Source organism: Streptomyces sp. NPDC006174 (genome assembly GCF_040614075.1).
Taxonomy (GTDB): Bacteria; Actinomycetota; Actinomycetes; order Streptomycetales; family Streptomycetaceae; genus Streptomyces.
Genome location: NZ_JBEXTJ010000002.1, coordinates 1 through 23,486, shown reverse-complemented (window position 1 = coordinate 23,486; position 23,486 = coordinate 1). Strand labels below are relative to the sequence as shown.

The 23,486-nt window shown below is 67.0% G+C and carries 28 protein-coding genes and 1 tRNA gene; 20 read left to right on the top strand and 9 right to left on the bottom strand.

Translation table 11 applies throughout. From position 1 onward, the window contains the following. Positions 1–188 precede the first annotated feature (188 nt). Together ABZ267_RS04535 and ABZ267_RS04530 are read left to right on the top strand one after the other, a co-directional pair. Entirely contained in the window at positions 189–929 is a 741-nt protein-coding gene (locus ABZ267_RS04535) for a bifunctional DNA primase/polymerase (RefSeq protein WP_356755949.1), read from the top strand. 143 nt (positions 930–1,072) lie between these two features. Next, entirely contained in the window at positions 1,073–1,684 is a 612-nt protein-coding gene (locus ABZ267_RS04530; RefSeq protein WP_356755947.1) for a hypothetical protein, read from the top strand. A 265-nt stretch (positions 1,685–1,949) separates the two neighbouring features. On the opposite strand, the gene ABZ267_RS04525 is transcribed toward ABZ267_RS04530, so the two are convergent. From ABZ267_RS04525 to ABZ267_RS04515, 3 genes are all read right to left on the bottom strand, one after another. Continuing rightward, entirely contained in the window at positions 1,950–2,915 is a 966-nt protein-coding gene (locus ABZ267_RS04525; RefSeq protein ID WP_356755945.1) for a DUF5926 family protein, read from the bottom strand. Positions 2,916–3,035: 120 nt separating this feature from the next. Further along, positions 3,036–3,644, bottom strand: coding sequence for an ATP-binding protein (locus ABZ267_RS04520; RefSeq protein ID WP_356755943.1), 609 nt, complete (start codon positions 3,642–3,644; stop codon positions 3,036–3,038). Between the two features lie 94 nt (positions 3,645–3,738). Then, a complete protein-coding gene (locus ABZ267_RS04515) occupies positions 3,739–4,575 on the bottom strand; it encodes a glycerophosphodiester phosphodiesterase (protein WP_356755941.1) in 837 nt (278 codons plus the stop codon). Between the two features lie 201 nt (positions 4,576–4,776). On the opposite strand from ABZ267_RS04515, the gene ABZ267_RS04510 reads away from it, so the two are divergent. Both ABZ267_RS04510 and ABZ267_RS04505 read left to right on the top strand, forming a co-directional pair. Continuing rightward, entirely contained in the window at positions 4,777–6,537 is a 1,761-nt protein-coding gene (locus ABZ267_RS04510; protein WP_356755939.1) for a trypsin-like peptidase domain-containing protein, read from the top strand. An 84-nt stretch (positions 6,538–6,621) separates the two neighbouring features. After that, positions 6,622–6,708, top strand: a tRNA-Ser gene (locus tag ABZ267_RS04505). Between the two features lie 163 nt (positions 6,709–6,871). On the opposite strand, the gene ABZ267_RS04500 is transcribed toward ABZ267_RS04505, so the two are convergent. Next, on the bottom strand, positions 6,872–7,627 hold the full coding sequence (locus ABZ267_RS04500; RefSeq protein WP_356755937.1) for a GntR family transcriptional regulator: 756 nt from the start codon (positions 7,625–7,627) through the stop codon (positions 6,872–6,874). Between the two features lie 78 nt (positions 7,628–7,705). On the opposite strand from ABZ267_RS04500, the gene ABZ267_RS04495 reads away from it, so the two are divergent. The 4 genes from ABZ267_RS04495 (at position 7,706) to ABZ267_RS04480 (ending at position 9,771) form a co-directional block, all read left to right on the top strand. After that, positions 7,706–7,984, top strand: a complete 279-nt coding sequence (locus ABZ267_RS04495; protein WP_280931353.1) for a hypothetical protein — start codon at positions 7,706–7,708, stop codon at positions 7,982–7,984. 526 nt (positions 7,985–8,510) lie between these two features. Beyond that, the gene (locus tag ABZ267_RS04490; protein ID WP_106960431.1) at positions 8,511–8,735 is read left to right on the top strand and encodes a hypothetical protein; all 225 of its coding nucleotides are present in this window, start codon (positions 8,511–8,513) and stop codon (positions 8,733–8,735) included. Then, positions 8,732–9,475 carry a GntR family transcriptional regulator gene (locus tag ABZ267_RS04485; protein WP_356755935.1) on the top strand — a complete coding sequence of 248 codons (744 nt, stop codon included), beginning with the start codon at positions 8,732–8,734 and terminating at the stop codon, positions 9,473–9,475. Before ABZ267_RS04490 ends, ABZ267_RS04485 begins: the two co-directional genes overlap by 4 nt. Continuing rightward, positions 9,472–9,771 carry a hypothetical protein gene (locus ABZ267_RS04480; protein WP_356755933.1) on the top strand — a complete coding sequence of 100 codons (300 nt, stop codon included), beginning with the start codon at positions 9,472–9,474 and terminating at the stop codon, positions 9,769–9,771. Before ABZ267_RS04485 ends, ABZ267_RS04480 begins: the two co-directional genes overlap by 4 nt. Before the next feature lie 177 nt (positions 9,772–9,948). Here the strand turns inward: ABZ267_RS04480 and ABZ267_RS04475 are convergent, their stop codons facing one another. From ABZ267_RS04475 to ABZ267_RS04465, 3 genes are all read right to left on the bottom strand, one after another. Next, the gene (locus tag ABZ267_RS04475) at positions 9,949–10,809 is read right to left on the bottom strand and encodes a hypothetical protein (RefSeq protein WP_356755931.1); all 861 of its coding nucleotides are present in this window, start codon (positions 10,807–10,809) and stop codon (positions 9,949–9,951) included. Positions 10,810–10,813: 4 nt separating this feature from the next. Beyond that, entirely contained in the window at positions 10,814–12,160 is a 1,347-nt protein-coding gene (locus ABZ267_RS04470) for an AAA family ATPase (RefSeq protein ID WP_356755929.1), read from the bottom strand. Positions 12,161–12,681: 521 nt separating this feature from the next. Beyond that, positions 12,682–13,146, bottom strand: coding sequence for an NUDIX domain-containing protein (locus tag ABZ267_RS04465; RefSeq protein WP_356755926.1), 465 nt, complete (start codon positions 13,144–13,146; stop codon positions 12,682–12,684). A gap of 18 nt (positions 13,147–13,164) precedes the next feature. On the opposite strand from ABZ267_RS04465, the gene ABZ267_RS04460 reads away from it, so the two are divergent. The 12 genes from ABZ267_RS04460 to ABZ267_RS04405 all read left to right on the top strand — a co-directional run bounded on the left by ABZ267_RS04460 (position 13,165) and on the right by ABZ267_RS04405 (position 20,519). After that, positions 13,165–13,944: a GntR family transcriptional regulator gene (locus tag ABZ267_RS04460; RefSeq protein ID WP_356755924.1), complete on the top strand. Its 780-nt coding sequence runs from the start codon at positions 13,165–13,167 to the stop codon at positions 13,942–13,944. Positions 13,945–14,083: 139 nt separating this feature from the next. After that, a complete protein-coding gene (locus ABZ267_RS04455) occupies positions 14,084–14,443 on the top strand; it encodes a hypothetical protein (RefSeq protein WP_356755922.1) in 360 nt (119 codons plus the stop codon). 2 nt (positions 14,444–14,445) lie between these two features. After that, positions 14,446–15,798, top strand: coding sequence for an FtsK/SpoIIIE domain-containing protein (locus ABZ267_RS04450; RefSeq protein ID WP_356755920.1), 1,353 nt, complete (start codon positions 14,446–14,448; stop codon positions 15,796–15,798). A gap of 80 nt (positions 15,799–15,878) precedes the next feature. Next, positions 15,879–16,064, top strand: coding sequence for a hypothetical protein (locus ABZ267_RS04445; RefSeq protein ID WP_356755919.1), 186 nt, complete (start codon positions 15,879–15,881; stop codon positions 16,062–16,064). Beyond that, positions 16,064–16,729: a DUF2637 domain-containing protein gene (locus tag ABZ267_RS04440; protein WP_356755917.1), complete on the top strand. Its 666-nt coding sequence runs from the start codon at positions 16,064–16,066 to the stop codon at positions 16,727–16,729. The genes ABZ267_RS04445 and ABZ267_RS04440 overlap by 1 nt, the downstream gene beginning before the upstream one ends. An 18-nt stretch (positions 16,730–16,747) precedes the next feature. After that, a complete protein-coding gene (locus tag ABZ267_RS04435) occupies positions 16,748–16,933 on the top strand; it encodes a hypothetical protein (protein ID WP_356363990.1) in 186 nt (61 codons plus the stop codon). Between the two features lie 5 nt (positions 16,934–16,938). Beyond that, positions 16,939–17,130 carry a mobile element transfer protein gene (locus ABZ267_RS04430; protein ID WP_356363992.1) on the top strand — a complete coding sequence of 64 codons (192 nt, stop codon included), beginning with the start codon at positions 16,939–16,941 and terminating at the stop codon, positions 17,128–17,130. 12 nt (positions 17,131–17,142) lie between these two features. Next, complete coding sequence (locus ABZ267_RS04425) at positions 17,143–17,298, top strand: hypothetical protein (RefSeq protein WP_098894951.1); 156 nt, start codon at positions 17,143–17,145, stop codon at positions 17,296–17,298. A 27-nt stretch (positions 17,299–17,325) separates the two neighbouring features. Beyond that, the gene (locus tag ABZ267_RS04420) at positions 17,326–17,640 is read left to right on the top strand and encodes a SpdD-like protein (protein WP_356755915.1); all 315 of its coding nucleotides are present in this window, start codon (positions 17,326–17,328) and stop codon (positions 17,638–17,640) included. 91 nt (positions 17,641–17,731) lie between these two features. After that, positions 17,732–19,147: a replication initiator protein RepSA gene (gene repSA, locus ABZ267_RS04415; protein WP_356755913.1), complete on the top strand. Its 1,416-nt coding sequence runs from the start codon at positions 17,732–17,734 to the stop codon at positions 19,145–19,147. 2 nt (positions 19,148–19,149) lie between these two features. Further along, positions 19,150–19,371, top strand: coding sequence for a helix-turn-helix domain-containing protein (locus tag ABZ267_RS04410; protein ID WP_356755911.1), 222 nt, complete (start codon positions 19,150–19,152; stop codon positions 19,369–19,371). Beyond that, positions 19,371–20,519: a site-specific integrase gene (locus ABZ267_RS04405; RefSeq protein WP_356755909.1), complete on the top strand. Its 1,149-nt coding sequence runs from the start codon at positions 19,371–19,373 to the stop codon at positions 20,517–20,519. The genes ABZ267_RS04410 and ABZ267_RS04405 overlap by 1 nt, the downstream gene beginning before the upstream one ends. A gap of 281 nt (positions 20,520–20,800) precedes the next feature. Here ABZ267_RS04405 and ABZ267_RS04400 read toward each other — a convergent pair whose 3' ends face one another. Together ABZ267_RS04400 and ABZ267_RS04395 are read right to left on the bottom strand one after the other, a co-directional pair. Beyond that, positions 20,801–22,135 (bottom strand): VanZ family protein, encoded by a 1,335-nt coding sequence (locus ABZ267_RS04400; protein ID WP_356363266.1) that lies wholly within the window; start codon positions 22,133–22,135, stop codon positions 20,801–20,803. Positions 22,136–22,206: 71 nt separating this feature from the next. Then, positions 22,207–22,653: a hypothetical protein gene (locus ABZ267_RS04395; protein ID WP_109164593.1), complete on the bottom strand. Its 447-nt coding sequence runs from the start codon at positions 22,651–22,653 to the stop codon at positions 22,207–22,209. Between the last annotated feature and the right edge of the window lie 833 nt (positions 22,654–23,486).

The window sequence follows — 23,486 nt, the reverse complement described above, 5'->3', positions numbered from 1 at the left end:
GCACCACCCCAGATCGGTTCCACTCGGATCGGTTCCACTCGGCTCGGCTCGGCTCACGCTCGGTACCGACGGCACGCCCGTACCGCAGAAACCTGATGAGCACGTACGCACAGCGAAGAGACGCACGCGATGTCCCACCCGCGTGGCGTCATGTGGACTCGGCGTTCAACGGAAAGGAACGAGCGCTCATGCGCGAGATCCTCGGAAGGCGACGCAGGCTCCGGCTCCGGCGCAAGGAAGGTGCCGCCCGGCTCGACGCGGCCCTGACCTTCGCCACCGCATGGCAGTGGCCCGTGCTCCCCGGAGCCGGGACCGCGCCGGCCGCCCTGCGCGACGGGCGTGGCCTCGGCTGCGCCTGCCCCGACCCCGACTGCGCCGTCCCCGGCGCGCACCCCTTCGAACCCGGACTGCTGGCGGCCACCACGGACGAGCGCATGGTGCGCTGGTGGTGGACCAACCGCCCGACCGCACCGGTGATGCTGGCGACCGGCGGCCGGGCGCCCTGCGCGGTGAGCCTGCCCGCGCTGGCCGGCGCGCGGGCTCTGGTCGCGCTGGACCGCATGGGCATGCGGCTGGGCCCCGTCGTGGCGACGCCCACCCGGTGGTCGCTGCTGGTGGCGCCGTACACGCTGGAGCGGCTCGGTGAGCTGCTGTACAGCAAGGACTGGGTGCCCAGCTCGCTCCGGTTCCACGGTGAGGGCGGCTATCTCGTGCTGCCACCCTCCGAGATCGGCACCGGCCAGGTGCGCTGGGAGCGGGCTCCCGCACCTCCGGCGGCCCTCCCTTCGCCTCCGGTCTTCCGCCGCGTCACCAAGGGCGGCGGCGCTCCGGCGGCCGCGCCCTGGCTCCCGGACGTCGAGGCGGTCCTGGACGCGCTGGTCGCGGCGAGCACCAGCGCCCCGGACGGCGGCAGCCGGCTGGCGTACTAGCCGCTGTCACCGGCCCGGCCCTCACTCGTACGGGTGTGAGCCGGGCCGTATGCGCGGTGAACGGGCGCCGGACGGCCCGGCCGCGCGTCCCGCGTCGATATCGTCGCCCCCTGATGCGTACCTGTTCATTCACGATATCCGTGGTGGTGCGCGCGGTCGGCAAGGGGGCCACCATGAATCTCCGCATGATCGGTCTCACGGCGGCTGTCGCTTTCGCCTGCCTCATTCCGATCGTTGCTTCCGCGGATCCTGAGGGTTCCTCGGTTGCGGTAGCGCCAAGCGAAGAATCGACGAACAGTTCATCAGAAATCCGCGTAAAGAAGCTTTCTGATGAACTGTCCGCCGATAACGCCGATTCCTCTTCTCCGGCACTGCCGGCATCACCATCGGAAATGGATGGTGAGGACGCGGTCCGGTGCGGTCCTGAGGTGGTCTCGCCGGAGGGCGTCGAGGCGCAGACCTGTGTCATGACCGGAGGCGGCGAGACCTGGGCGCGCGCCTACTACCGCAACACCTCCGGCGGAGAGCTCCGTTCCGTACTCACGCTGATGGGACCGGGCGGGCGGACCGTGGAGCTGCACTGCGTCCTAGCGGCCCACGACGAGCCGGGCAGCTGCGAGACTCCGCGAAGCCGCTCGGCGGGTGGTCCGGATGCCTATGCGGCGGTGGCGGAGTACGCCGGCGCGGGTCCGGTGGAGGAGGCGCCGCTGCTGCTCCGCGCCGGATCACATCGCGCGCCGGGCGCAGCGGAGTGAGCCGGAGTGGGTCCGGAGGCGGGTCTCGGGGCGGCCGGCCGGAGCGTGCCGGGGCCGGAAACGGAGACGCCCGGTCGCTGGCGACGGGGGATGCACCAGCGACCGGGCTTCTAGAACGGTAACAAGAGATCTGCCGTTCGCAAATTCGATCTCGCCTACAGGGGTGGCGATTTACTTGTGAGTACGGTGAGTTGTGACGCGGCTCACCGGCTCGAAGCGGCTGCCGCCGAGGCCCTGACAGGACCTCGGCAGGATGTCCGCAGGGTCAGCTGAGCGTCACCTGGCGGTTGGTGAGACCGCCACGGGCCCGGCGCTCCTCGGCGGTGAGCGGGGCGTCGGAGGCGAGCGCCGTCGCCAGCCGCTCGGCGAACGCGACGGCCGGCTTCTCGCACGCCTCGGCGCCCATCGACGTCGGCAGGTCCCAGACGGGCACGACCAGGCCGTGCGCCCGGAACGAGCCGACCAGCCGCGTGTCTTCGCCGAGCGAGGAGGTGCCGGCGGCGTGCAGCCGGGCGAGCGCGTCGAGGAGCTGCTCCTCGGGGTGCGGCATGACCCAGCGCAGGTGGTTCTTCTCCGGGGTCTCGCACCAGTACGCGGCGTCGACGCCGGCGAGCAGCACCGTCGGGATCGCGGCGGCGTTCGCGCGCTCCAGGGAGGCGGCCACCTCGGGAGTGGCGTTCTCCGCGTCCGGCACCCAGAACTCGAAGCCGGTGTGGACGACCGGCTCGAACGCGGCGTCCGGGTCGAGCAGATCCTGCAGCCGCGGCCCGTCGGCCGGTACGCGTCGGGCGGTGACCGGCGTGCCGGGCTCGACCTCCAGCGCGCGCTGGAGCGTGTCCGCGAGGTCGCGGCTGAGGTCGCCGGAGGAGGTGTCGTTCTGCAGGGCGAGGAGGACGGAACCGTCGTCGCGGCGCAGCGCGGGCCACGCCATCGGCAGCACGGTCGCGAGCGTCACCGACGAAACGCCCTCCGGCAGCCCGCCCTTCAGCGTCAGTTCGACCGTGGCGGCGGGCACCAGTTCGCGCAGCGCGACCCAGTCGCTCTCGCCCGCGAGTCCCTCGAACGGGCGGTGCACGAGCTCGGTCACGGCCTGGGCGGCGGCGCGTCCGTGACACGCCTTGTAACGGCGGCCCGAACCGCACGGGCAGGGCTCACGGGCCCCGACGACCGGGATCTCACCGTCCTTGAGCTGCTGCTTCCCGGCCTTGGTCTGAGGGCGCTTCTTGGCCATGGTGGGCATTCTCCCGATTGCGACAGTGCGGTCTCGGCGCGAGCCTAGCGGCCCGCGACACCCTCGCCGGACACCCGCCCACCGCGGCCCTCGCCGCCGCACACCACCGCTGAGCCCGCCTCAGCTCGCGTCGTCGAGGATGTCGGAGAAGTCGAGCCCCTCGAACCCGGTGAGTCCGCCGACCGCGCCGAGCTCGGGCGGCTTCGGGCAGGGGACGTGTGCCCAGACGGTGACCTCGCCCGACGAGTCGTCCCGTACGCCCCACTCCTGAGCCAGGGCGCTGATGATGTTGAGCCCGCGCCCGCCGCGTGCCGTCACCGAAGGGGTGGATGGAACGGGACGGGTCGGACCGCCGCCGTCCGTGACCTCCACGGTCAGACCGCCGCCGGTGTCCACGCGCCACGCGGCCAGGATGTCGCCGTCACCGACATCCGTGTGCCGTCCCAGCGGCCTGCCGTGCCGGCACGCGTTGCTGAGCAGTTCGGAAAGAATGAGAACGGCGTCGTCCACGACCGCGTCCGACACCCCGTTGCCGCGCAACTGCTCACGCATCCGGTGCCGTGCCTGCCCCACGCCCGCAGGGCCATGGGGAACGGCCATGCTCGACGACGCAGGCACCTCTTGTGCCACCACCAACGCCACCCCCGAGACCTCCTTTGCCCCACGCCACGGGTTGGATGCCCCACTGAGCTGCGCCGGAAACCGGCCAAGCCACTGCCGGTGGCGCACTCGTGACAACCGAACGCGCAGCGAATGCGCCGGTGTACTCCCCGTCACGGTGGTGCGCGGGTGGTTCGTGTGCCCGTTGTGTGGTGGTCGGGTGCTAAATGCGGCCCAGTTGGGACAGCACCTGCTTCGGCCGGTTGGTGATGATGGCTTCGACGCCGAGTTGGGCGCAGAGCTCCACGTCCACCGGTTCGTTCACCGTCCACACGTGCACCCGGTGGCCCGCCCGGTGCAACCGTTCGATGTATCCGGGGTGGCCGCGCACGATCCGCATGCCGGGTCCGGCGATCCGCGAACCGGCGGGCAGCCGTCCGTCGCGCAGCCGGGGCGAGACGAACTGCATCAGGTAGACCGTGGGCAGCGCGGGCGCGGCGGCCTGGACGCGGTGCAGGGAGCGGCCGGAGAAGCTCATGATCCGGATGGGGGAGGGCTCGTCGGGCGGCGGCGTGGCCAGCTCGAAGCGGTTCAGCAGGTTCAGGAGCCGCTCCTCGACCTGTCCGGCCCAACGGGTGGGGTGCTTGGTCTCGATGGCCAGCTGGAGCGGCCGCCCGGTGGCCCGTACCTCGGTGAAGAGCTCCAGGAGCCGTTCCAGCGTGAGTACGGAGGTGAGCTCGCCTGGCACCGGATCCCAGTCCGGGGACTCCTCGCGGTCTTTCCAGGAGCCGAAGTCGAGGGCGGCGAGGTCGGCGAGCTCCAGCGCGGAGACGGCGCCGCGCCCGTTCGACGTACGGTTCACGCGGCGGTCGTGCACGCAGACGAGGTGGCCGTCGGCGGTCAGCCGGACGTCGCACTCCAGGGCGTCGGCGCCGTCCTCGATCGCCTTGCGATAGGCGGCCAGGGTGTGTTCGGGAGCGTCGTCGGACGCGCCGCGATGGGCGACGACCTGGATGGAGGCGTGCGGGCTGCGCTGCCGTGCGTGGGTCACCCGGGCCATGGTGTCACCGCTGCGGGGGTAGGCGAACCCATGTCACCAGGGAGGACCGTTTTGTCTGATGTAAAGATTGGTGTGCGGATGCACAGGTCCTGCTTACAGTGGCCAGACGCGCTGTGGGAAAAGCTGACCGCAGACACGTGCACAGCGGATTTCTTGCCGAATGCCGACTGGATGCCGAGTGGAACCGAGGAGTAAAGAGCTGTGAGCACCGAGAACGAGGGCACCGAGGGCAACGCGGTACCGGCCGTGCCGCCCGTTCCGCCCGCACCTCCCGTGCCGGCCACCACTCCCGAGCCCGTGACCGCTCCCGAGCCGAAGGCCGCTCCGGCCGCGGACGGCGTACGCGACGAGGCCGAGGACGGCGCCGGTATGGAGACGACCTTGCCGGCAACCCCACCGGCGGCCCCCACGACGCCTCCCGCGCCGTCCACCCCGGCGCACACGGACGCGCCGCGCCACACGCCCACGGCCCAGGGCGCTCCGGCGCACCCGCCCACGCACCAGGCCGCTCCGGCGCACCAGGCCGTCCCGCATGACTCCGCGTCACACTCCGGCACGCACCAGGTCCCACCGGCGTACGCGGGCGGGCCCACGCACCACCAGCCCGAGCCCCACACCCCTCAGCACCCCCACCAGCCCCCGCACTCCCCGTACGGGGCGGCGCCCGAGCCCCCCGCCGGCGCCGCCTCCTGGCCCCCGCCCCCGCCCGCGGTCCCGTCGTACGTGAGCGGCGGCGCGGCCCACACGCCCGGCGGCGGCAGCGGCAACGGCGGCGGCAACGGCGGCCCCGCTTGGGGTGCCCCGCAGCCCGGCCACGACCCGTCCCACGGCACCGGCAAGCGCCGGGGCGCGGGCGGCCTGGTCGCGGCGGTCGCGGTGGCGGCCCTGGTCGCGGGCGGCATCGGCGGCGCGCTCGGCTTCTGGGCCGCCGACCGCAACGACAGCGGCTCCTCCGGCAGTTCGACCACGGTCTCCGCGTCGGACACCCCGAAGGACCTCAAGCGCCCGGCGGGCACAGTGGCCGGCGTCGCGGCGGAGGCGCTCCCGAGCGTGGTCACGATCGACGCGCAGGGCGGCGACGGCGAAGGCGGCACGGGTACGGGCTTCGTGTACGACAAGGAGGGCCACATCCTCACCAACAACCACGTGGTGGCCTCCGCGGCGGAGTCCGGCGAGCTGTCGGCGACGTTCTCCGACGGCAAGAAGTACGCGGCCGAGGTGGTCGGCCGGGCCCAGGGCTACGACGTGGCCGTACTGAAGCTCAAGAACCCGCCGGCAGGCCTGGCCCCGCTCCCGCTCGGCAACTCGGAGAGCGTGGCCGTCGGCGACTCCACGATCGCGATCGGCGCTCCCTTCGGCCTCTCCAACACGGTGACGACGGGCATCATCAGCGCCAAGAACCGCCCGGTCGCCTCCGGTGACGGCTCCAGCAACAAGAACTCGTACATGAGCGCCCTGCAGACCGACGCCTCGATCAACCCGGGCAACTCCGGCGGCCCGCTCCTGGACGCCACGGGCGCGGTCATCGGCATCAACTCCGCGATCCAGTCGACGGGCGGCGGCCTCGGCCAGTCCCAGGCCGGCTCGATCGGCCTCGGCTTCGCGATCCCGATCAACCAGGCGAAGAACGTCGCCGAGCAGCTGATCAAGACCGGCAAGCCGGTCTACCCGGTGATCGGCGCGACGGTCTCCATGGAGGAGAAGACCGGCGGCGCCGAGATCTCCCCCGAGGGCGCCGGCAACACCCCCTCCGTCACGCCGAACGGCCCGGCGGCCAAGGCCGGCCTCAAGGCGGGCGACGTGATCACCAAGTTCAACGACACCGTGATCGACAGCGGCCCCACCCTGATCGGCGAGATCTGGACCCGCAAGCCCGGCGAGAAGGTGACCCTGACGTACGAGCGCGACGGCAAGACGTCCACCGCCGAAGTCACCCTGGGCCAGCGCGAAGGCGACAGCTGACCGGCTAGGCTGTCCTACGCGTCGCACCGGCCCCACAAGGCCTGACGGCCCATCGGCCATCACGGCCTGGGGCCGCCGACGCGGGGTGGGTTGCCCGAGCGGCCTAAGGGAACGGTCTTGAAAACCGTCGTGGCAGCGATGTCACCGTGGGTTCAAATCCCACACCCACCGCAGGCGAGAGGCCCCTGACCAGTGCTTATGGTCAGGGGCCTCTCGCCATGCCCGCTCCCCGCCGGGAACCGCTGTTCCCCCTGGTTTCCCGCTCTGTCGGGCACGGAAGGGGCACGCGGGGGGCACGGCCGGGCCACGGCTTTTGAGCTGCCGGGGCTGCTCGTCAGCGGTTGATCGGGATCTCGTAGACGATCTCGCAGTGCGCTGCGGGCACCACAATGTCCGCTGTCTCCACGGGATGGCCCTCGTCGCTGTAGTACGTCCGCCGGATGTGCGTCACGAGCGCGGCTTTCTGGATGCCGAGTAGTGATGCTTCCTCGACGGTCGCGTGCCGGGGTTCGGGCTGCTCCACCGCGTGGCTGATGGTGACTCCGATCGCGGCCATGCGGTTCACGACCCCGGCTCCCGCGTGGGGCCCTCCCTCGGGAAGAACGACGAGGGTTCCGCCAGTGACGGCGTACGGCTCCCAACTCGTCGACAGTTGGACCGGCTTCCCGTCCGCGAGGAACTCGTACGTCGTCCGCACGCACGGCTCGCCCTCGGCGATCCCGAGCCGCGTCGCGATCTCCGCCGGGGCCGGCACCTTCGCGTCGGTCCGGCTCTCCCAGTCGCTCTGTAGGCGAAGGGCCTTCATGTCCTGGCGGAACGGGGACCCGCTGGGCTGCTCACGCGCCGACGACCGGACGACTCTCACGCGCTCCCGGGGCTCGGCGACGTAGGTGCCCGATCCGGCTCGGCCTTCCAGCACGCCTTGGGAGATCAGCAACTCCTGTGCCCTGCGCACCACGTTCTCACCCACGCCGCACTCCTGGCCGATCTGGGCGCGGGATGGGAGGCGGTCACCAGGTTCCCAGACGTGCTCCGCGATGCGCTGCCGGAGTTCGTCGGCGATGCGGAGGTACGGCGGTTGTTCAGACATATGGAAAATCTAGTCCACTAGCTCTAATCTAGTTAACTAGCTTTACTGAAAGTGATCGCTGGCAACGGAGGGTGCGCTGTGTCCGCTTCGGGAGTGACCGCGGCGGCTATCGCCGCCCGCTTGTCCGCCGTCGGCCTCCGCCCGCGCGTGGAGGAGCACACCCGGTTCACGACGGTCGAGGCAGAGGTACCGGACACGCTCTCCGCCGATTCATGGCGGGAGGTCCTGGACGCGGTGGCCGATGCCGATCGATTCGGCCTCGTGGCCACCAGCTTGAACGGCCGCACCTTATGGGCGGTCGTACGTAAAACGGTCCCCACGACAGGCGACGTCGGGGGACCGGGCTATCAGCGATAGGAGCTGAACAGCATGCTCAACCGTATCCGCCGAGCCATCTCGCGCACCAGAGCGCGGTGCTTCCCCAACGGTCGGCACCGCCGCCCCTTAACTCCCTCCCGGCCGCTGGTCCCTCTCACCTGCCCCGCGCCCGCTGACCCTTCGACCGTCGCCCTGGGTTGGGCTCCGGCCGGCACGAGCCACCGTTACCCGCTGAGGGGAGAAGACGTCGCACTTGTCCGTCCGTACCTGCTGGCGTGGGAAGAGCAGCGTGCAAGGACACGCGCGGCACTCGTCGCCCCGCACCTGCCGGCCGATGCCCGGTCGGCCCTCGCGGGGGCCCACTGATGCCTCCTCGCCGACAACCGCACCCGATGGGCACAGCTTCCGCCGCCTACCGCTCGATCGCCTGCTGGATTGGCACACACCACTCCTGCACCGAGCCGTCCCCGCCTGCGACGACGGACGACGTGCCGGTGATCTATGAGGTGTGCATCTGCCCGTGCCACTCGAACCCCAACTTGTCCGTGCCCGTGGAGGTGACGGCATGAGGGCCCCAGCCCCCGGCGGTGCACTGGTCTCTTCCGTCGAGGTCACTGCGGCCACCGTGCAGCGCGGCGACATCATCGAACTCGGCGGTCAGGCCTGCCGGGTGAGTGACCTCTTCCAGCTCCCTCAAGGAGCCAAGCAACTGGTCTTTGAGTCGGGCGAACTGCTGGCCATACACGCTCGCACCCGGCTCATCGCCTTGCGACTGCTGAGAAGGCGGTGACCCGCTCCGTGCCCCGACGCCATCACGACATCGCAGACGATCTGCGCCACCAGATCACGACGGGCAGCATCAAGCCTGGCGAACGCCTCCCGTCCGAAGCCGGCCTGGCCGCCCGGTACAGGGTCAGCACGGTGACCCTGCGACGCGCTCTCGCCGTGCTCCAGGGCGAAGGACTCGTCGAGAAGGTCCACGGCAAGGGCAACTACGTCCGTCACCCACGCCGCAAGATCATGTACGTCGGCGGCTGGGGCACGCTGGACCCCTGGACCGCGGCTGAGCCAACGTTGCGCATCACGGTTCGCAGCACCACGGTTCCGGCCTCCGTGCAACTGACGACGTTGCTGAAGGTGCCGATGGGCAGCCCCCTCGCGGAGTACACCTGCCTCAGCCTCGAACAAGGGTCGCCGCACGGGCTGGCCCGCATCTACATACCGCGCGACCTGGCCCCGGCCGGGGTCCTCGACGACGACTCCGTATGCCGGGAGGCAGCCACCCGATTCGCCGTCCTCGGCCCGTCGCCGGCCACCATCCGAGAGACGGTCTCCGCCCGCTCCCCCACCCCAGACGAAGCGTCGGCCCTCCGCATCGGAAACAACATGGCCGTGCTCGCGATCACGCGCATCGCCACCGACACCAACGGCCGCGTCGTAGAAGCCGCGCTCCTGGCCTTTCCGGGAGACCGAGTCGACGCCGTCTTCACCGCCCACCACGTGCTCAACGAGAGGCCAACCCAAGGATGACAACACCGAACGAACTGCGGCTTCTCCCGTGGTCGGGCCCAGGGGACAAGCCCTGCTACCTGAGCACCGACGACCCGGAAGGCTACATGTCCCGCCTCGCGGACGGCATCGAGGCGGCCCAACTCGGCATGGCGAGTGAATTGCTGGAAGCCGCCTCGCACACTCTGGACGATCAGAATGCGGATGCCGATGAACTCCGCTGGCTGAGCCACACCCTGACCGGCGCCCTGAAGGATGTGCTCCGCGTTGCGGTCAGCCGTAGTCATCTCTCGGCTGTTAGCGATCCTCACGATTAGGCGCTGACCGGCGAAAGCCTCCTTCTGCGTGGGGAGGGGAACCTGAGCACAGATCTGGGCCTCCTCCCCCTTCCGGTTGTTTTAGTGCGGATATGTGGCATGAACTGATGTTAGGGGAAATTATCTTGCGCTGACGCTGTCTTCAGCTAGTACAAAGGAGAAGCCGAGGTAAAAAATCTAGACCCTCCAGATTGATTTATCCGATCCCTCCACCCATTTCTTAGCGTCCGAATAGATTGACATCTTTCGGAAATTTTCTACGTCAATCGACGAGCGTGCAGATCTTTCGACCACATCCGCGCCAATCTTCCCGTTCCAGCGCCTTTTTATTAGAATCGAAAAGGCTTTGGCGAGATCATGTCCAGCGCAGTATCGAGATTTGTCTTTGATTATTTTCAATGCCTCGTGAAAGGTGACAGAGAGGTCCTCCGGGAGGATCTTGGTTCCCTTAGTGCGCGAAAGGGTAACCCGCAGCAGTGAGTCCACGTCGACCTTAAGATCTGGACCGATCACTTCCGAAAGAGGAAACTTTCCTAGATTAAGCCCGAGGCCATCTCTCTCGGATATGAAGCGAAGTACGCCGATGGGGAATGCCATCTCTATGCAGCTCGAATGCAATTCCCTCGACGTGCAACCTTCAGCACCTACGCGGAACCCGCCGCCTGCGCAAAAGCTGCTCGCCATTCCTTCATATGTTCCCTCGGAAAAGAAGATGCAGGAATCCAAATCATAGTAGTCTGTGTGAACTATTCTTTCGTCCTGGAGGTCGCCTGGGAGCAGGCCGACCCAGTCTCTATCCAGTACGGCGAATACGCCATCAAAATTATCAGCGATAACCCTTTTCAGGCAGGCGTGAGCGCTTTCCTTGCCGTAGGCTGCCGTCGGAACGCAATCTCTCAGGTCCGCAAAACGATCAAGGACGGCAACATCGGCAACTCCTTCCACGATGACAAAATAGCGACTGTCGTTAGATCTGAGCATGATCAATTCGGCATACAGGTCGTCGCCGGTAAGTTCCGCCAGCAAGGTTCCCCCCATTTACCTAGTCTGACTCGGGCGCGAGCGAAGTCATGCGGTCGATCCACTTCCCAGCAATTTGCGGTGAGTGAGTGGCAACGATTGACCTAAACTGAACCAACGCAGAAATCCGGCGTAGGTCATCGATGAACCTTTTCTGCCAAGATACGTGCAGAGAGATTTCCGGTTCATCGATCAAGACCAACGCTCCTGGGCCGACATTGAAAAGTAGATCGTATAGGAGCACCAACTCATGCTGCTCGCCCGAAGAAAGCATTGACAGACTGAGATCCGTCCCTTCGTCCGTGACGATTCTAAGGCCGCGCTTACGATCTACCTCCAAGCGCTTATAAAGGAATCTGCTATTTACGATCTCCTGTAGCAGGCTTACCCTATCCAGGATGTAGCGGAATGTGGAGAGCTTCTTGTCGCTGTCTTCCAAATAAGTCCAGAGGACATTTCGCTGCCATGCAGCCATTCCCTCGGGAATTACAATCCCACCAGACTTTTCATCGAGCAGGGAGATTTCGGCCAGGCGGCGCCTCAAACGGTTTTGCTCGTCGTACCGAGCGCCGATTCTCTGTTCATCGGGATACTCCGACTGTGCCTTGAGTAGCCTCGTCGGATACGTGCGGTCGAGCTCTTGTGAGACTCGCGAGTTTTCGGCCAGTGCTTCAGCAAGCCGGCGACTTAGATCTTTAGCGAATTCCTCGACCTTGATCGAACCCACCCGTCGCGTGTTGGGGCCGCTCAAATTCTGAAGCCCCAACAGGCGCTGAGTTTCGATTAGATGAACATCGTTACTCATGATAAAGTTTCGCAGAGCCGCAGGAATCTTCTTTTCCTGGGTCGTGCGGAGGAAGCTTGACGGAAGCCTTTCTCCGTAAATATCCAGAAGCTCGGATGTTGTCATTGTCGTGCCAGTCGCGTCTTCCCAGACGTCGGGCGCGACTTGGTCAATTTCAAGCATGCGAGAGACGTATTCCCGAAGGCGAGGAGAGTTGAGTCCCCCGTTATCGAAACTCGCACTCCATCTGACAGAGTCTCTAGCTCCAGGGAAGGTGAGAGTGAGTGACACTTGCCTCACCTTCTTTTCGAAACCGTCTCCCAACGGTAGGCTCTCCTGGTGATTTCTGGACACCTGCAAAATAGAGCCGTCAGAATATAGCAACTCGGCTGAACCGAATGGGATGCGGGCGATCCTGTGTAGCTGTAGCGGGGCCGCCAATGCGCGAATAAGCTCCAGGACTTTAGTCTTCCCCACTCCATTTGGTCCATGCAGGATTACAAATTCATCATCTTCGGGAAATTTAATAACATGGTTAAAGCGACCTAGTAGATTTTTTACTCGAATTTCCGTAAGGGACCTCACGATGCAACGCTCCGCTCTTGGTTGCCTGTTCGAATATGACTGACGGGACACGATGATTGATGACTGGAGATGACTCTAGCCACGTACCTTCGGTCTAGGTGGGTGGATGCCTAAGATTGTTGGACTGCCGGGCGCCCTGCATGTGCAGGATGCCCATTTGTCCAGGGTGATCCAGGTCGGCGGAGCGGGTTTGGCCGGTGTCCTGCCCGGTTTGGGGTCGAGCATGATCAGGGGGCCGTACGCTGGCCGGCAACTCGGGCAGGCTGTGATCCTGCCCGGAATTTGAACGAGTGGCCCCCTGGTCGTGCTCGACGCGGGACCCGAACTGGGGAGGTGGCTAAAGCCGTGGAGCCGACCGCCCCAGCCACAGCGGGTTTCTCCCCACCATGGTGCTCGCTCCAGCCGCGCGACCGGCGTAGCCGGGGCCAGAGCGGGCCGAAGGCAGGAGCGTCAGGCCCCGGCGGTGAGCCGGGGAGCGCGCGGCGAGCGGAGCGAGCCGCCTTGATGAAGTAGAGAAAGTCTTATCCCGCTGTGATGAGCTGCTTGCCGTCGTGGCTCCGCACGTGAGGGCCGTTGCCGTCCAGGGCGTCTAGGAGACGGACCGCGTAGACCTCGGACATGCGCTCGCTGACCTCGTCGGGTGTGAGCCAGGAGACGGCTGTCGACTCTCTTGATGTGCGCTCGGTGCCGCCGGAGGGCTTGCAGCGGAAGACCAGGGCGACGATGCCTCGGGTCGTGTTCTTGTAGACCCCGGTGAGCTGGTCCACCTCAACGTGGATGCCTGTCTCTTCCCAGACCTCGCGGGCAACGCCGGCCTCGGGTGTCTCGTTGAGTTCGAGGATGCCGCCGGGGAGCTCCCAGGTGCCGTTGTCGGCTCGGCGGATCGCCAGGAGGCGGCCGTCCTCGCGCACCACTACTCCGGCGACGGACACGGAGTGCAGGGGAGAGGGTGTCGCTTCCTGTGGTTGACTCATGTAGAGGAGCATAGGAGGCAGGGAAGGACTATGGGAACTGCGGCGGGAGGGGCCGGTTCCGGTCCTCGGTATGTACAGATCGCTGATGACCTCGTGCAGCAGATCCGGGCAGGCGTCCTCAAGGCCGGCGACATGGTGCCGAGCGAATCCGAGCTGGTGGACCGCTACGGCGTCTCCGGCGGGACGATCCGCAAGGCCATGGTCGAGGTACGGGCGAGTGGGCTCGTCGAGACCAGGCATGGCAAGGGCTCGATCGTGAAAAATCGGCCCCCCGTACGGCACCGCTCCTCCGATCGGTTCCGGCGCTCGCTCCGGCAAGGTGGCCAGGCCGCCTACCTCGCAGAGTCCGCACAGTCCGGCGCCACCGCGAAAGTCAGCGTCCTCTACATCGGTCCCATGGACGCGCCCGAGGATGCCGCCGAGCGTCTGGGCGTGCCCGCCGGTACGCAGGTGTTGGCCCGTCGGCGCCTCTACTTCCGTAATGGCACCCCGGTGGAGACCGCCTCGTCGTACCTGCCCTGGGACGTGGTGAAGGAGATCCCGGAGCTGTTCGCCGAGAACCCCGGGGGCGGCGGCATCTATGCCCGACTCGAAGACCACGGGCATGAGTTCGCGGAGTTCGTCGAGACGCTGCAAGCACGCCCAGCCTCGAAGTCGGAGGCGTCGGAACTGGCGCTCAGCCCTGGTGCGCCCGTGGTTCACCTGATCCGGGAGGCCCGCACGACCGCGGGTCGGGTGGTCGAGGTGTGCGACACGCTCATGGCCGCTGACCAGTTCGTTTTCGAGTATCGGATCCCTGCCGCCGACTGACGCCCGCTCAACTTCCCTCAACCCGTCGTGAGTTCTTCCTCGCGACGGGTTGACTCATGTACAGGAGTCATGCACTCTTCTTCATGTCACTCATATACATAAGTGACGGAGTTCAGCATCTATAGAGGAGTAATCTGCTGTGCGTCAGATTCCCGTCGACACCTCCAGCGCTGTCGTGATGGTCGCCAAGATTCCGCAGGTCAAGGTCCGTGACCGCCGCACCGGGGAGATCGCCACCGACATGGAGACCGGTGCTCAGCTCATGACCGTGGACGTGATGTTCGCGGCGAACGAGGAGGTGGAGATCCTGTCCGTCACCGTTCCGGAGCCCGGGATCACCGGTGAGCTGGCCATGGGGACGCCGGTCGCGCTCACCGGCCTGGTCGCCCGTCCGTGGGAGAACGACTTCAACGGCCAGCGGCGGCACGGCATCGCGTTCCGCGCGGTCGCGGTCACCTCGCTCGCCGACATCGCCACCGCAGGGTCGAAGGCAGCCTGATCATGACCGCCTTCACGGTCGCTCTGGTGCTGGTCGTCGCCGCTGCGGGTCTCCTGCGGTGGCGGCGGCCCGCCTGGTACTGGCTGGCCTTCGGGGTCACTCTGGCCGCGCTGCGGGTCTTGGTCCGGTACCGCTCGGTCATGGACGCGTGCGGGTTGACCGTTCCGCCGGCGCGGTGGCGGTTATCTCTGGCTCGGGCCACCAACCGGCCGATACCTGAGCCCCGACCTCCGCGTATCCGGCGACTGCGGCCGACTCGCACCGGCCTGGTCCTCCGACTCAAGCTCCGTCCCGGCCAGGACGTCTTCGACATCGCTGCGGCATCGGACCGGCTTCGACACTCGTTCTCGATGTTCGGCGTGACCTCGCGTGAGGTGCGGTCCGGTGTCGTCGAGGTGCGGATGACCGGATACGACGTTCTCAAGCGGGTGCAGATGCCTGCTGAGACGGAGACCCGGGCGATGCGGGTACCGGTCGCCCTCCGGGAGGACGGGTCGGTGCACTACCGCGATTACCGCGCGATACCTCACGCCCTCACCCTCGGCGCCACGGAGTCCGGCAAGTCGGTCTACCAACGCAATCTGGTGGCCGGCCTTGCTCCTCTGGACGTTGCCCTCGTCGGCATCGACTGCAAGCAAGGGGTCGAACTCTTCCCGCTGGCGCGCCGGTTCTCAGCGCTGGCCGACAGCCCGGACACCGCTGCCGAACTCCTCGATGCACTCGTGGCGCGGATGGCGGACGTCTACCGCCTCATCCGTACCCAGCAGCGCATCACCGTCGATGTGCCGGACGCGGAGATCGCCGCCGACATCTGGGATCTGCCTGATGAGCTCCGACCGACCCCGGTCGTCGTCCTGGTCGACGAGGTGGCCGAACTCGCCCTGTACGCAACGAAGGAGGAGGAGAGGCGGCGGGACCGCATTATCACCGCCCTGGTCCGTCTCGCGCAGCTCGGCCGCGCCGCCGGTATCTACCTCGAAATCTGCGGTCAGCGCTTCGGCTCCGAACTCGGCAAGGGCATCACCATGCTCCGCGCTCAACTCACCGGCCGCACCGCCCACCGTCTCAACGACGAGACCTCCGCCAACATGGCCTTCGGCGACATCGCCCCGGATGCGGTCCTCGCTGCCATCCAGATTCCCGCCGAACTGCGCGGCCTCGCCATCGCGGGAGACGCGTCCGGCGGTTGGCACTGCATCCGCGCTCCGCACACTTCGCTCCGCCAGGCCGTGAACCTCTGCAACCGGTACGCCGACAGGACCCCGGACCTGCCCGAGCTGGCCCCTTTCCGGCCCACCACCGGCACCGCCACCGAGCCCGTGCCATCGGCGAAGGCCGCTCCGGCCGCCGCCTGATCTCTCCCCCCACCCGGTAGGCGTGACCGTCTTCGCGCCGAGTCCCTACCACTGCCATGCCCAGAGAAGGGAGAACCGCCATGTGCCCCGACTGCGAGGACTTCGCCCGGACCGTGCTTCTGCTCGGCCAACTCGCCCTTTACGCCGACACGGCCGGCGCCGACCTCGACTTCGTGGACGTCGTCAGCCCGTCCCTCGCCGTGTCGCTGCCGGAGCCGCCGTCGGGCAGGTTCCTGGACGACTCCGACCCCGCTGAGGACTCCTGATGGGCGCCCTGCAAGGTCTCCGGATCGACGCGGTGTTGATACAGGCGGTCATCGCCGGAGCTCTGTCCTTCGCCCACCTGCACGACCTCGCCGCCGCGGCCGGACAGGACGGCTGGAAGGCATGGGCCTACCCGGTCAGCGTCGACCTGCTCCTTGTCGCCGCCTGGCGTCGGCTGCGCAGTGAGGGCCCGTCCCGGTTGGCCTGGTGCTGGTTCCTGATCGCCCTGTTCGCGTCGCTCGGCGCCAACGTCGCCACCGCCGGGTTTCTCGACCTGGCGGACCCGCCAGCCCCGCTCCGGCTCGGCATCGCCGGATGGCCCGCACTCGCCTTCCTCGGCGGCACTCTCCTCGCCCACTCGTCGGGGAAGCCGGAGCCAGCTCCGTCGGCCGCCGTCAGGGAGACGAAAGACGTCGGGCCGACGCGTGTGCCTGACGTCGCCCCGATCCCATCCCCGGCCGATGAACTCCCTGCGACAACGTCCCTGTCCTCGCCACCGGCCCCGTCCCCGGATACGCCCGTTCCCGCCGTGCTGATCGACCACGCCCGCAAGGTCGCCGACGAGTACCGCACCCGCACCGGATCACCGATCGACACCGACACCCTCCGCTCCCGCCTCGGCGTTCCGCCCCACCTCGCCGACGCCATCGCCGCCCGCCTCAGCTGACCGCAAAGGAGAACTGAGATGACCCACGATCCCGCCGACCTGACCGTGGCCGACTACCTCGACGGAGCGCGTGAGATGGCCGCAGCCGGACGTCCCTTCCTCGCTCACCTGCTCGCCGAGGAAGCTGCACGGCGCGTCGACGACCCGGCCACCGCCCGCCGCATCCGCGCCCAGTACACCGACCCGACGACCGACAGGGGCTGACCGGCATGCCCGCCCGCGACAGCTTCCACTCCGTGATGCGTATCGGCCCCGTGCGTATCGGCACCCACCGCGACCGCACCGGCCGCACCGCCCACGCCGCCGTCTGCACTGCCGACCGCTGCGGCTGGTCCGCCGACTACTCCAGCCGGACCGCCGCCCAACTCGCCGCCCGTACCCACCGCTGCACCGTCCGTTAGGAGACAGCGTCCATGGACGTCCCCCTCTGGATCGCCCTGCTGGTCGTCGGCTACCTCGGCATCAAGCTCTTCCGCCCGCCGGCGTGGCTGATCTGCGTGCTCCTCCTCGGCGGCTACCTCCTCGCCGACAGCCTCTTCGCCTCGGTCATCGACACCGCCGTCAAGTAGCCCGCGCCCGGGAGAGGAGAACCACCCATGTTCCAGCCCAAGATCCCGACCATGCCGCAGCCCTCGGGCCTGGTCACCCCGCCCGCCGTCATCCAGCCGACCACCATCACGCCGGGCACGCCTGCCCCGGCACCCGCCGCCGCCCCTCCGCCGACCCGTCCGGTCGTACAACTCACCCCCGGCACCGCGGTCGCGCTCGTCGGTGCCGGCACTGCCGTCGTCCTGGTCGTCGGCACCGTCCTGGTCTCGCTGCTCCTGGCGGTCGCCGTCACCAGTGCATCGGTCGCCGTCTGCGCTGTCGTCCTGCGCTCCCTGATCGCGTCCGACGCCAAACGCCGCTGACCGTCCCCCGGGCGGCCTCGATACCGCCAAGCATCCGCTGCCCGGGAGCCGTGCCCTCCGATCGATCTCGCAACCGGAAGGAACCTCCAGCATGGCCCACCGGCCCTCACCCTCGAAACAGAAGCGGTCCATGCCCGCCCCACAGCTCGACCCGACCGTCCTCGGGGACGTCCTCCGGGTGGCCTCGGCCTCCGACTACACCCGCTGGGAGGACCAGATCCGCCGCACCGGCGGCTGTGCCGACCCCGTCCACCTGAGCGGCTGGGTAACCCACAAGGACAAGACCACCGGCGAGACCCTGCACCGCTACTCGACCGCGTACGAGCCGGGCGGGCGTCTCCGCATCGCCTGCGGCAACCGCCGCGCCTCCCGCTGCCCCTCCTGCGCCTGGACCTACGCGGGCGACACCTACCACCTGATCCGCGCCGGCCTTGCCGGAGACGACCGCCGCGACATCACCGCCGCCGTCCGCGACCACCCGCGCGTATTCGCCACCCTCACCGCACCCTCGTTCGGCCCTGTCCACAACCGCCCCGACCGGGGCACCTGCCGGTGCGGCACGGCGCACGCCTCGGACTCCGGGGACCTGGGCTCCGCCCTTGACCCGGAGACCTACGACTACGCGGGCGCCGTGCTCTTCAACAACCACGCCGGGGAGCTCTGGCAGCGTTTCACCACCCGACTCCGCCGCGAACTCGCCATCCACGCGGGCATCCCACGCCGCGAGCTGGGCGACCATCTCCGCGTCTCCTTCGGCAAGGTCGCCGAATTCCAGAAGCGCGGAGCCCTCCACTTCCACGCCGTCGTACGTCTCGACGGCCCGGAGGGACCTTGTACTCCGCCGCCCTCTTGGGCCACGGTCGATCTCCTCACCGACGCGATACGAGCCGCAGCCGCGCACTCGTACACGTCGGTCTCTGTCCCGGCTGCCGGTGAACTGTCGGCCCGGACCTTCCGGTGGGGCCGACAGCTCGACGTCCGCCCGGTCAAGGCCTTCGGCGATGGTTCAGATGTCACCGAACAGGCCGTCGCCTCGTACGTGGCCAAGTACGCCACCAAAGCCGCCGAGAACACCGGCACCCTGGACCGCCGCATTGGCGAACTCGCCGAACTCGACCGGCACCGCGTTCCCGATCACACCCGTCGGCTCATCACCGCATGCCGTGAGCTCGACAGCTTCTATCCGGACCGGCGCCTCTGGGCCTGGGCTCACATGCTCGGCTTTCGCGGCCACTTCTCGTCCAAGTCCCGCACCTACTCCACCACCCTCGGCGCCCTCCGTCAGGAACGCGCCGACTACCGTGCCGCTCAGGAAGCGCCTGCTCTCGGCCTCGCCGACCGCGAACCGGACACCGTCCTCGTCCTGACCGACTGGCAGTACGTAGGCCACGGGCACACCCCCGGCGAAGGAGCTCTCGCCGCCACCATCGCCCGAGACCTCCAGACCAACCGCGAGACCGCCCGCGATGCACTGAAGGAGCGCACTGCCAACGAGGGGGAGTGGTGACCGTGGCGGACCGACTGCTCACCGTGAACCAGGTCGCCGAACGACTCGGCACCGGTCTCCGCTTCCCTCGCCGGCTCATCGAGGAACGCCGCATCACGTTCGTCAAGGTCGGCCGACACGTCCGTATCCCCGAGAGCGCCGTGGAGGAGTACGTCAGTGCCCACACGGTGGCGCCAATCGTCCTGCGGCCTGCCTCTGCGCACTCGTACCGGAGGGCCGCCTGATGGCCGCCAAGCGTAAGTCCCGACGCGCCTTCGGCCGGATCCGGAAGCTGCCGTCCGGCCGGTTCCAGGCTCGGTATCCGGGGCCTGACGGCGTGCTGCGTGCCGCTGATCAGACGTTCCCGACAACGACGGACGCCGATCGCTGGCTGGCACGGAAGCGCATCGAGATGGAGGAGGGCCGCTGGCTCGACCCCGCCGAAGGGAAAACCACCGTCCGCGACTGGTCGGCACGATGGCTCACCGCGGTCTCCCCGCAGCTGAAGCACAAGACACAGGCGTCGTACCGGTCCCTGATCAACTCGCTGATCGTTCCGGCGCTCGGTGACCGTGAACTTTCCAGTCTCCGGCCGATCACCATCGTCGAATGGGTCGGTGCGATGAAGACTCGTGGTCTCAGCGCCTCGCGGATCAGGCAGGCCTACCGGGTGCTCTCGCAGATCATGCGGGCGGCCGTCGACAACGAGATGATCGGGCAGACGCCGTGCAGGGGCGTGAAGCTGCCTCGGATGCCGCAGACCGAACCGCACATCCTCACCCCGCTGGAAGCCTCAAGGATTGTGCGGAGTGCGACGAAACCGCATGACCTGCTGATCTCCTTGCTCGCCTATGCGGGTCTGCGGGTCGGGGAGGCGTTCGCGTTGCGGCGAGCGGACATCGATGTGTCGGGCGGCCTGGTGCTCGTCGATGAGAACCTGGCCGAAGCGAATGGCACCCTCGTCTTCGACACTCCCAAGTCCCATCAGAAGCGGGTCCTGCGGATCGGGCCGTCACTCGCGGCGCGGATCGGCCGGCACTTGGAGACGCTGCCCGGCGGAGAGGACGCTCTCCTCTTCGTCACGCCCGGCGGCAAGCCTCTGCGCTATAACCAGTGGCGCAAGGCGTACTTCGATCCCGCCGTGGCGGCGGCCGGGCTCACTGACATCACGCCGCACGATCTCCGCGCCTCGCACGGGACGTGGGTCGCCGACCGGTACGGCGTGATGACCGCCGCCCATCGGCTCGGCCACTCGAACGCGAGCGTCACTACCCGGCACTACGCCCGGCCGGTCGCTGGTCGGGATGACCAGGTTGCCGAAGCGGCGGACTCCTGGCTCAGTGGCGAAGAAGACGATGACGACGGCCACGCCGCAGCGCCTGCTCATACGTGATCTGGTGCCGGATAAGGCAACGGTTGCCCCGTCGACGACGGTCCATGGGCGCCGGCCGTCGGCGAGAAGATGGTCAGCGCGACCGCCCCGCTCTTCCCTGACGCCCAGAGTTGGGAGGGCTTTCTTGTCCACGTGTTTCATCCCGCAGAGCCCAGGGTCAACGTTGCCTAAGACAAACCTGGTTCAGTCTTATAGTGCGCAGGTGGAGTCCCCGGCTGATGCCGCAGGTCAGCCGGGGCGGCCAATGGGGCTGGGGCGGAGGACTTCGGATAAATTTCCGGTCAGTTAGGTGTGGTGGGTAGGCCTTGAGTGGGAGAGGCCCTCTCGTCTACTTTTCCTGTTTCGGCATCAACGTAGACGGGGTAGACGTCGGCGCCAGCAGAGACCGGGATGGTCCATTGGGCCCGCCATTCGCCTTCGCGTCGGATGGCCAGCAAGTTTCCTGCCCCTGTTTTCGCTCCACCAGCGAACTCGGAAGCGGCGGCCGCGGCCTGTTTTTCGCTCACCCGGCGTGGGGGAAGCGAGACCGGGTCCTCTGTGTGGCGGGTCAGAAGCGCAGAGACACGGCCAGCCCGGTTGATCTGTACATCTAGGCGCATAGGCATGAGCAACCCGTCGATACGGCTTCGCCAGCTGACCATCCATCCGAACTCCGCATCATCTCCGACCGGGAAAGATTTCGCGTATGAGTCCTTAAGGCCCCAAGGAAATCGTTCTTTCGCATACTTCGTTGCGATTAGGAGTGCTTCTTCGGCTGTTTCGGGCGCGACTCCGACACCTGTCACAGGGAAACTGCCGGGACCCGGCTTGCTAGAGTTTTCCAAGCTGACCGTCAACTGTTCCTTGTCGGGCCAGCTCAGTTCGGCGAACCCTGTCTGGGTGGTGATCAGCAGTAGGTCCGGGGCACCGTTCTGGCCGGACTGGAGCTGCACGTTCGCGATCTCGAAGTGGTCGTCGAAGGCCTCGGCAAGGACCTGCTGTGCCTGGGATCTTTTGTCGCCTCCTGCGATCTGCAAGCTCGTGGAGTCCACCGCCAAGGGCGTGATCCACACTTTCCACACCACAGCACAGGCGACAAAGCAAGTAGCGAAAATTACGGCAGTGGGCTTCGTCGCGGTGCGTAGAGGGAAAAGTTCACCACTCGTCGCCCGGACAACAGCCCAACCGGCAAGGGACCCGACTCCCGCGCCCAACGTATTCGTGAGCACATCTCCGCTGTCACAGCTTCGCCCCACCCATGGGGCCAGTGCCTGAGTGAGCTCGGTCGCCACCGACAGCAGTGTCCCACCCAGGAAGACGGGAAAGACTCGCCGGACAGCAAGAACCCCAAAGAGCCCGATCGGTAGGAACATCGCCACATTCAGCAGGCCCTGTTCAGTTGCGAAAGGTTCACTGAAATTCCGATTGAGCACACACTGGCCCGACACGTGCCCCGGGGACGGAAAAAATACGGTAACACTCAACTCTGCCACCAGGGCAGCAGAAAGCCCAGCATGTGACCATGGGCGACTCGAGAACCTCTTCGCCGCAAAATAGCCGATGCAGGTCGCAATAGTCACCGCGGTCAATGCGATGAGAACGAACTCACCGCGACCATTGAAAACAGCTTGCAGCATGGTGGCGCAACACCTTCGAACGGGAGCGCCCCGCCTCGCGTGAGCTGCGGGGCGGGGCAGTGGGCAAAAACTCAGCAGGTGCCAGAAGGTGTCTGGAACGTCCCCTGCCCGGTCACCGAAAGCATCCCGATGGTGGAGTAGCAGTCAGACGCCCAGTTGCGATCCCATGAGGCACTCTTGGTCGTGCCCGATGCCTGGCTGAACGTCGAGCCCCACGTGGTGGTGCCGGCGTAGTTGAAGCCCAGCTTCGCCGAGATCGTCCCGCCGCTCGACTTCTCGTACCAGGTTCTGACGTTGACCGGACCGGAGCCCTGCGTCTTATCGTGGAACAGGCGTCCACTGGACAGCGTCGTGCATACCCGGCCATAACCGATCTGGCCGCTACTCGGACATGATTCCTGGATTGACACGTCGCCGCTCGGAGCCGACGTTGATGCTTGAGCAACGCCACCTCCCGCTATTGCCGCCAACGTCAGACCAGTCACTGCTGCACTGCGGATTACCTTATGAGCGAACATATTGAAACCTTTCCAGAGTAGCGGAATTAATTTCGCGGGCAACAGGAAAGGGTTGGTGCATGCGTCATGCTTGACATTTGGTGCGAAGCCCCCCTGTGGCGGTTGATTGCAAATGGTGATCGATAAGCTACGTGGCGCTATTTAGAGAATCAAGCGCATATCGAGCCATGACTTGAATGGCTACGGTTGATCGGTAGCTATACGCCCAAGCCGGGCGCATCTTGGCTGGAAGTGCATATGCCGGAAGCTACGTGCGGCCGCATGCTCCACGTCCAACGTCGGCGCCGACCTGAAGGCGAAGCGCCGGCACCGAGGCGGCGAGGAGAGTCCTGACAGGGAAAGGCTCTCTGCACCACGGCGTGCAAGAGCACGCACTGCCTGATGCGGCACTAACCTCCGTCCACTTGGCTGTCCGGACACCATGGGGTGGCTACAAGCCGGTAGACAGCGACTTCGTCTCGCGGGGTGTCAATGTGATGATGCCGGTGTTTTCGATCATCGGGACAGCCGTGTCGGGGCGTTCGCTGTGACAGAGGTACGCCGAGCACGACAGGAGATCCGGTCGGATGCTGGGGCACGTAGCGGGCACGACGTCGAGAACGACGGTCCGAGCTTGGAGCGTGCAAGCCCCTGACCTGCGACGGAGAACAGAAGCCGCTCGACCCCCGAAAGGTCTTGAAAACCGTCGTGGCAGCGATGTCACCGTGGGTTCAAATCCCACACCCACCGCCAGGTGAGAGAAGTGGCAGGTCAGAGGGCGGGCCCCGGAATCCGGGGCCCGCCCTCTGACGACAGATCGCGGCGGACCGACAGCAGATCCTCCAACTGCTCCT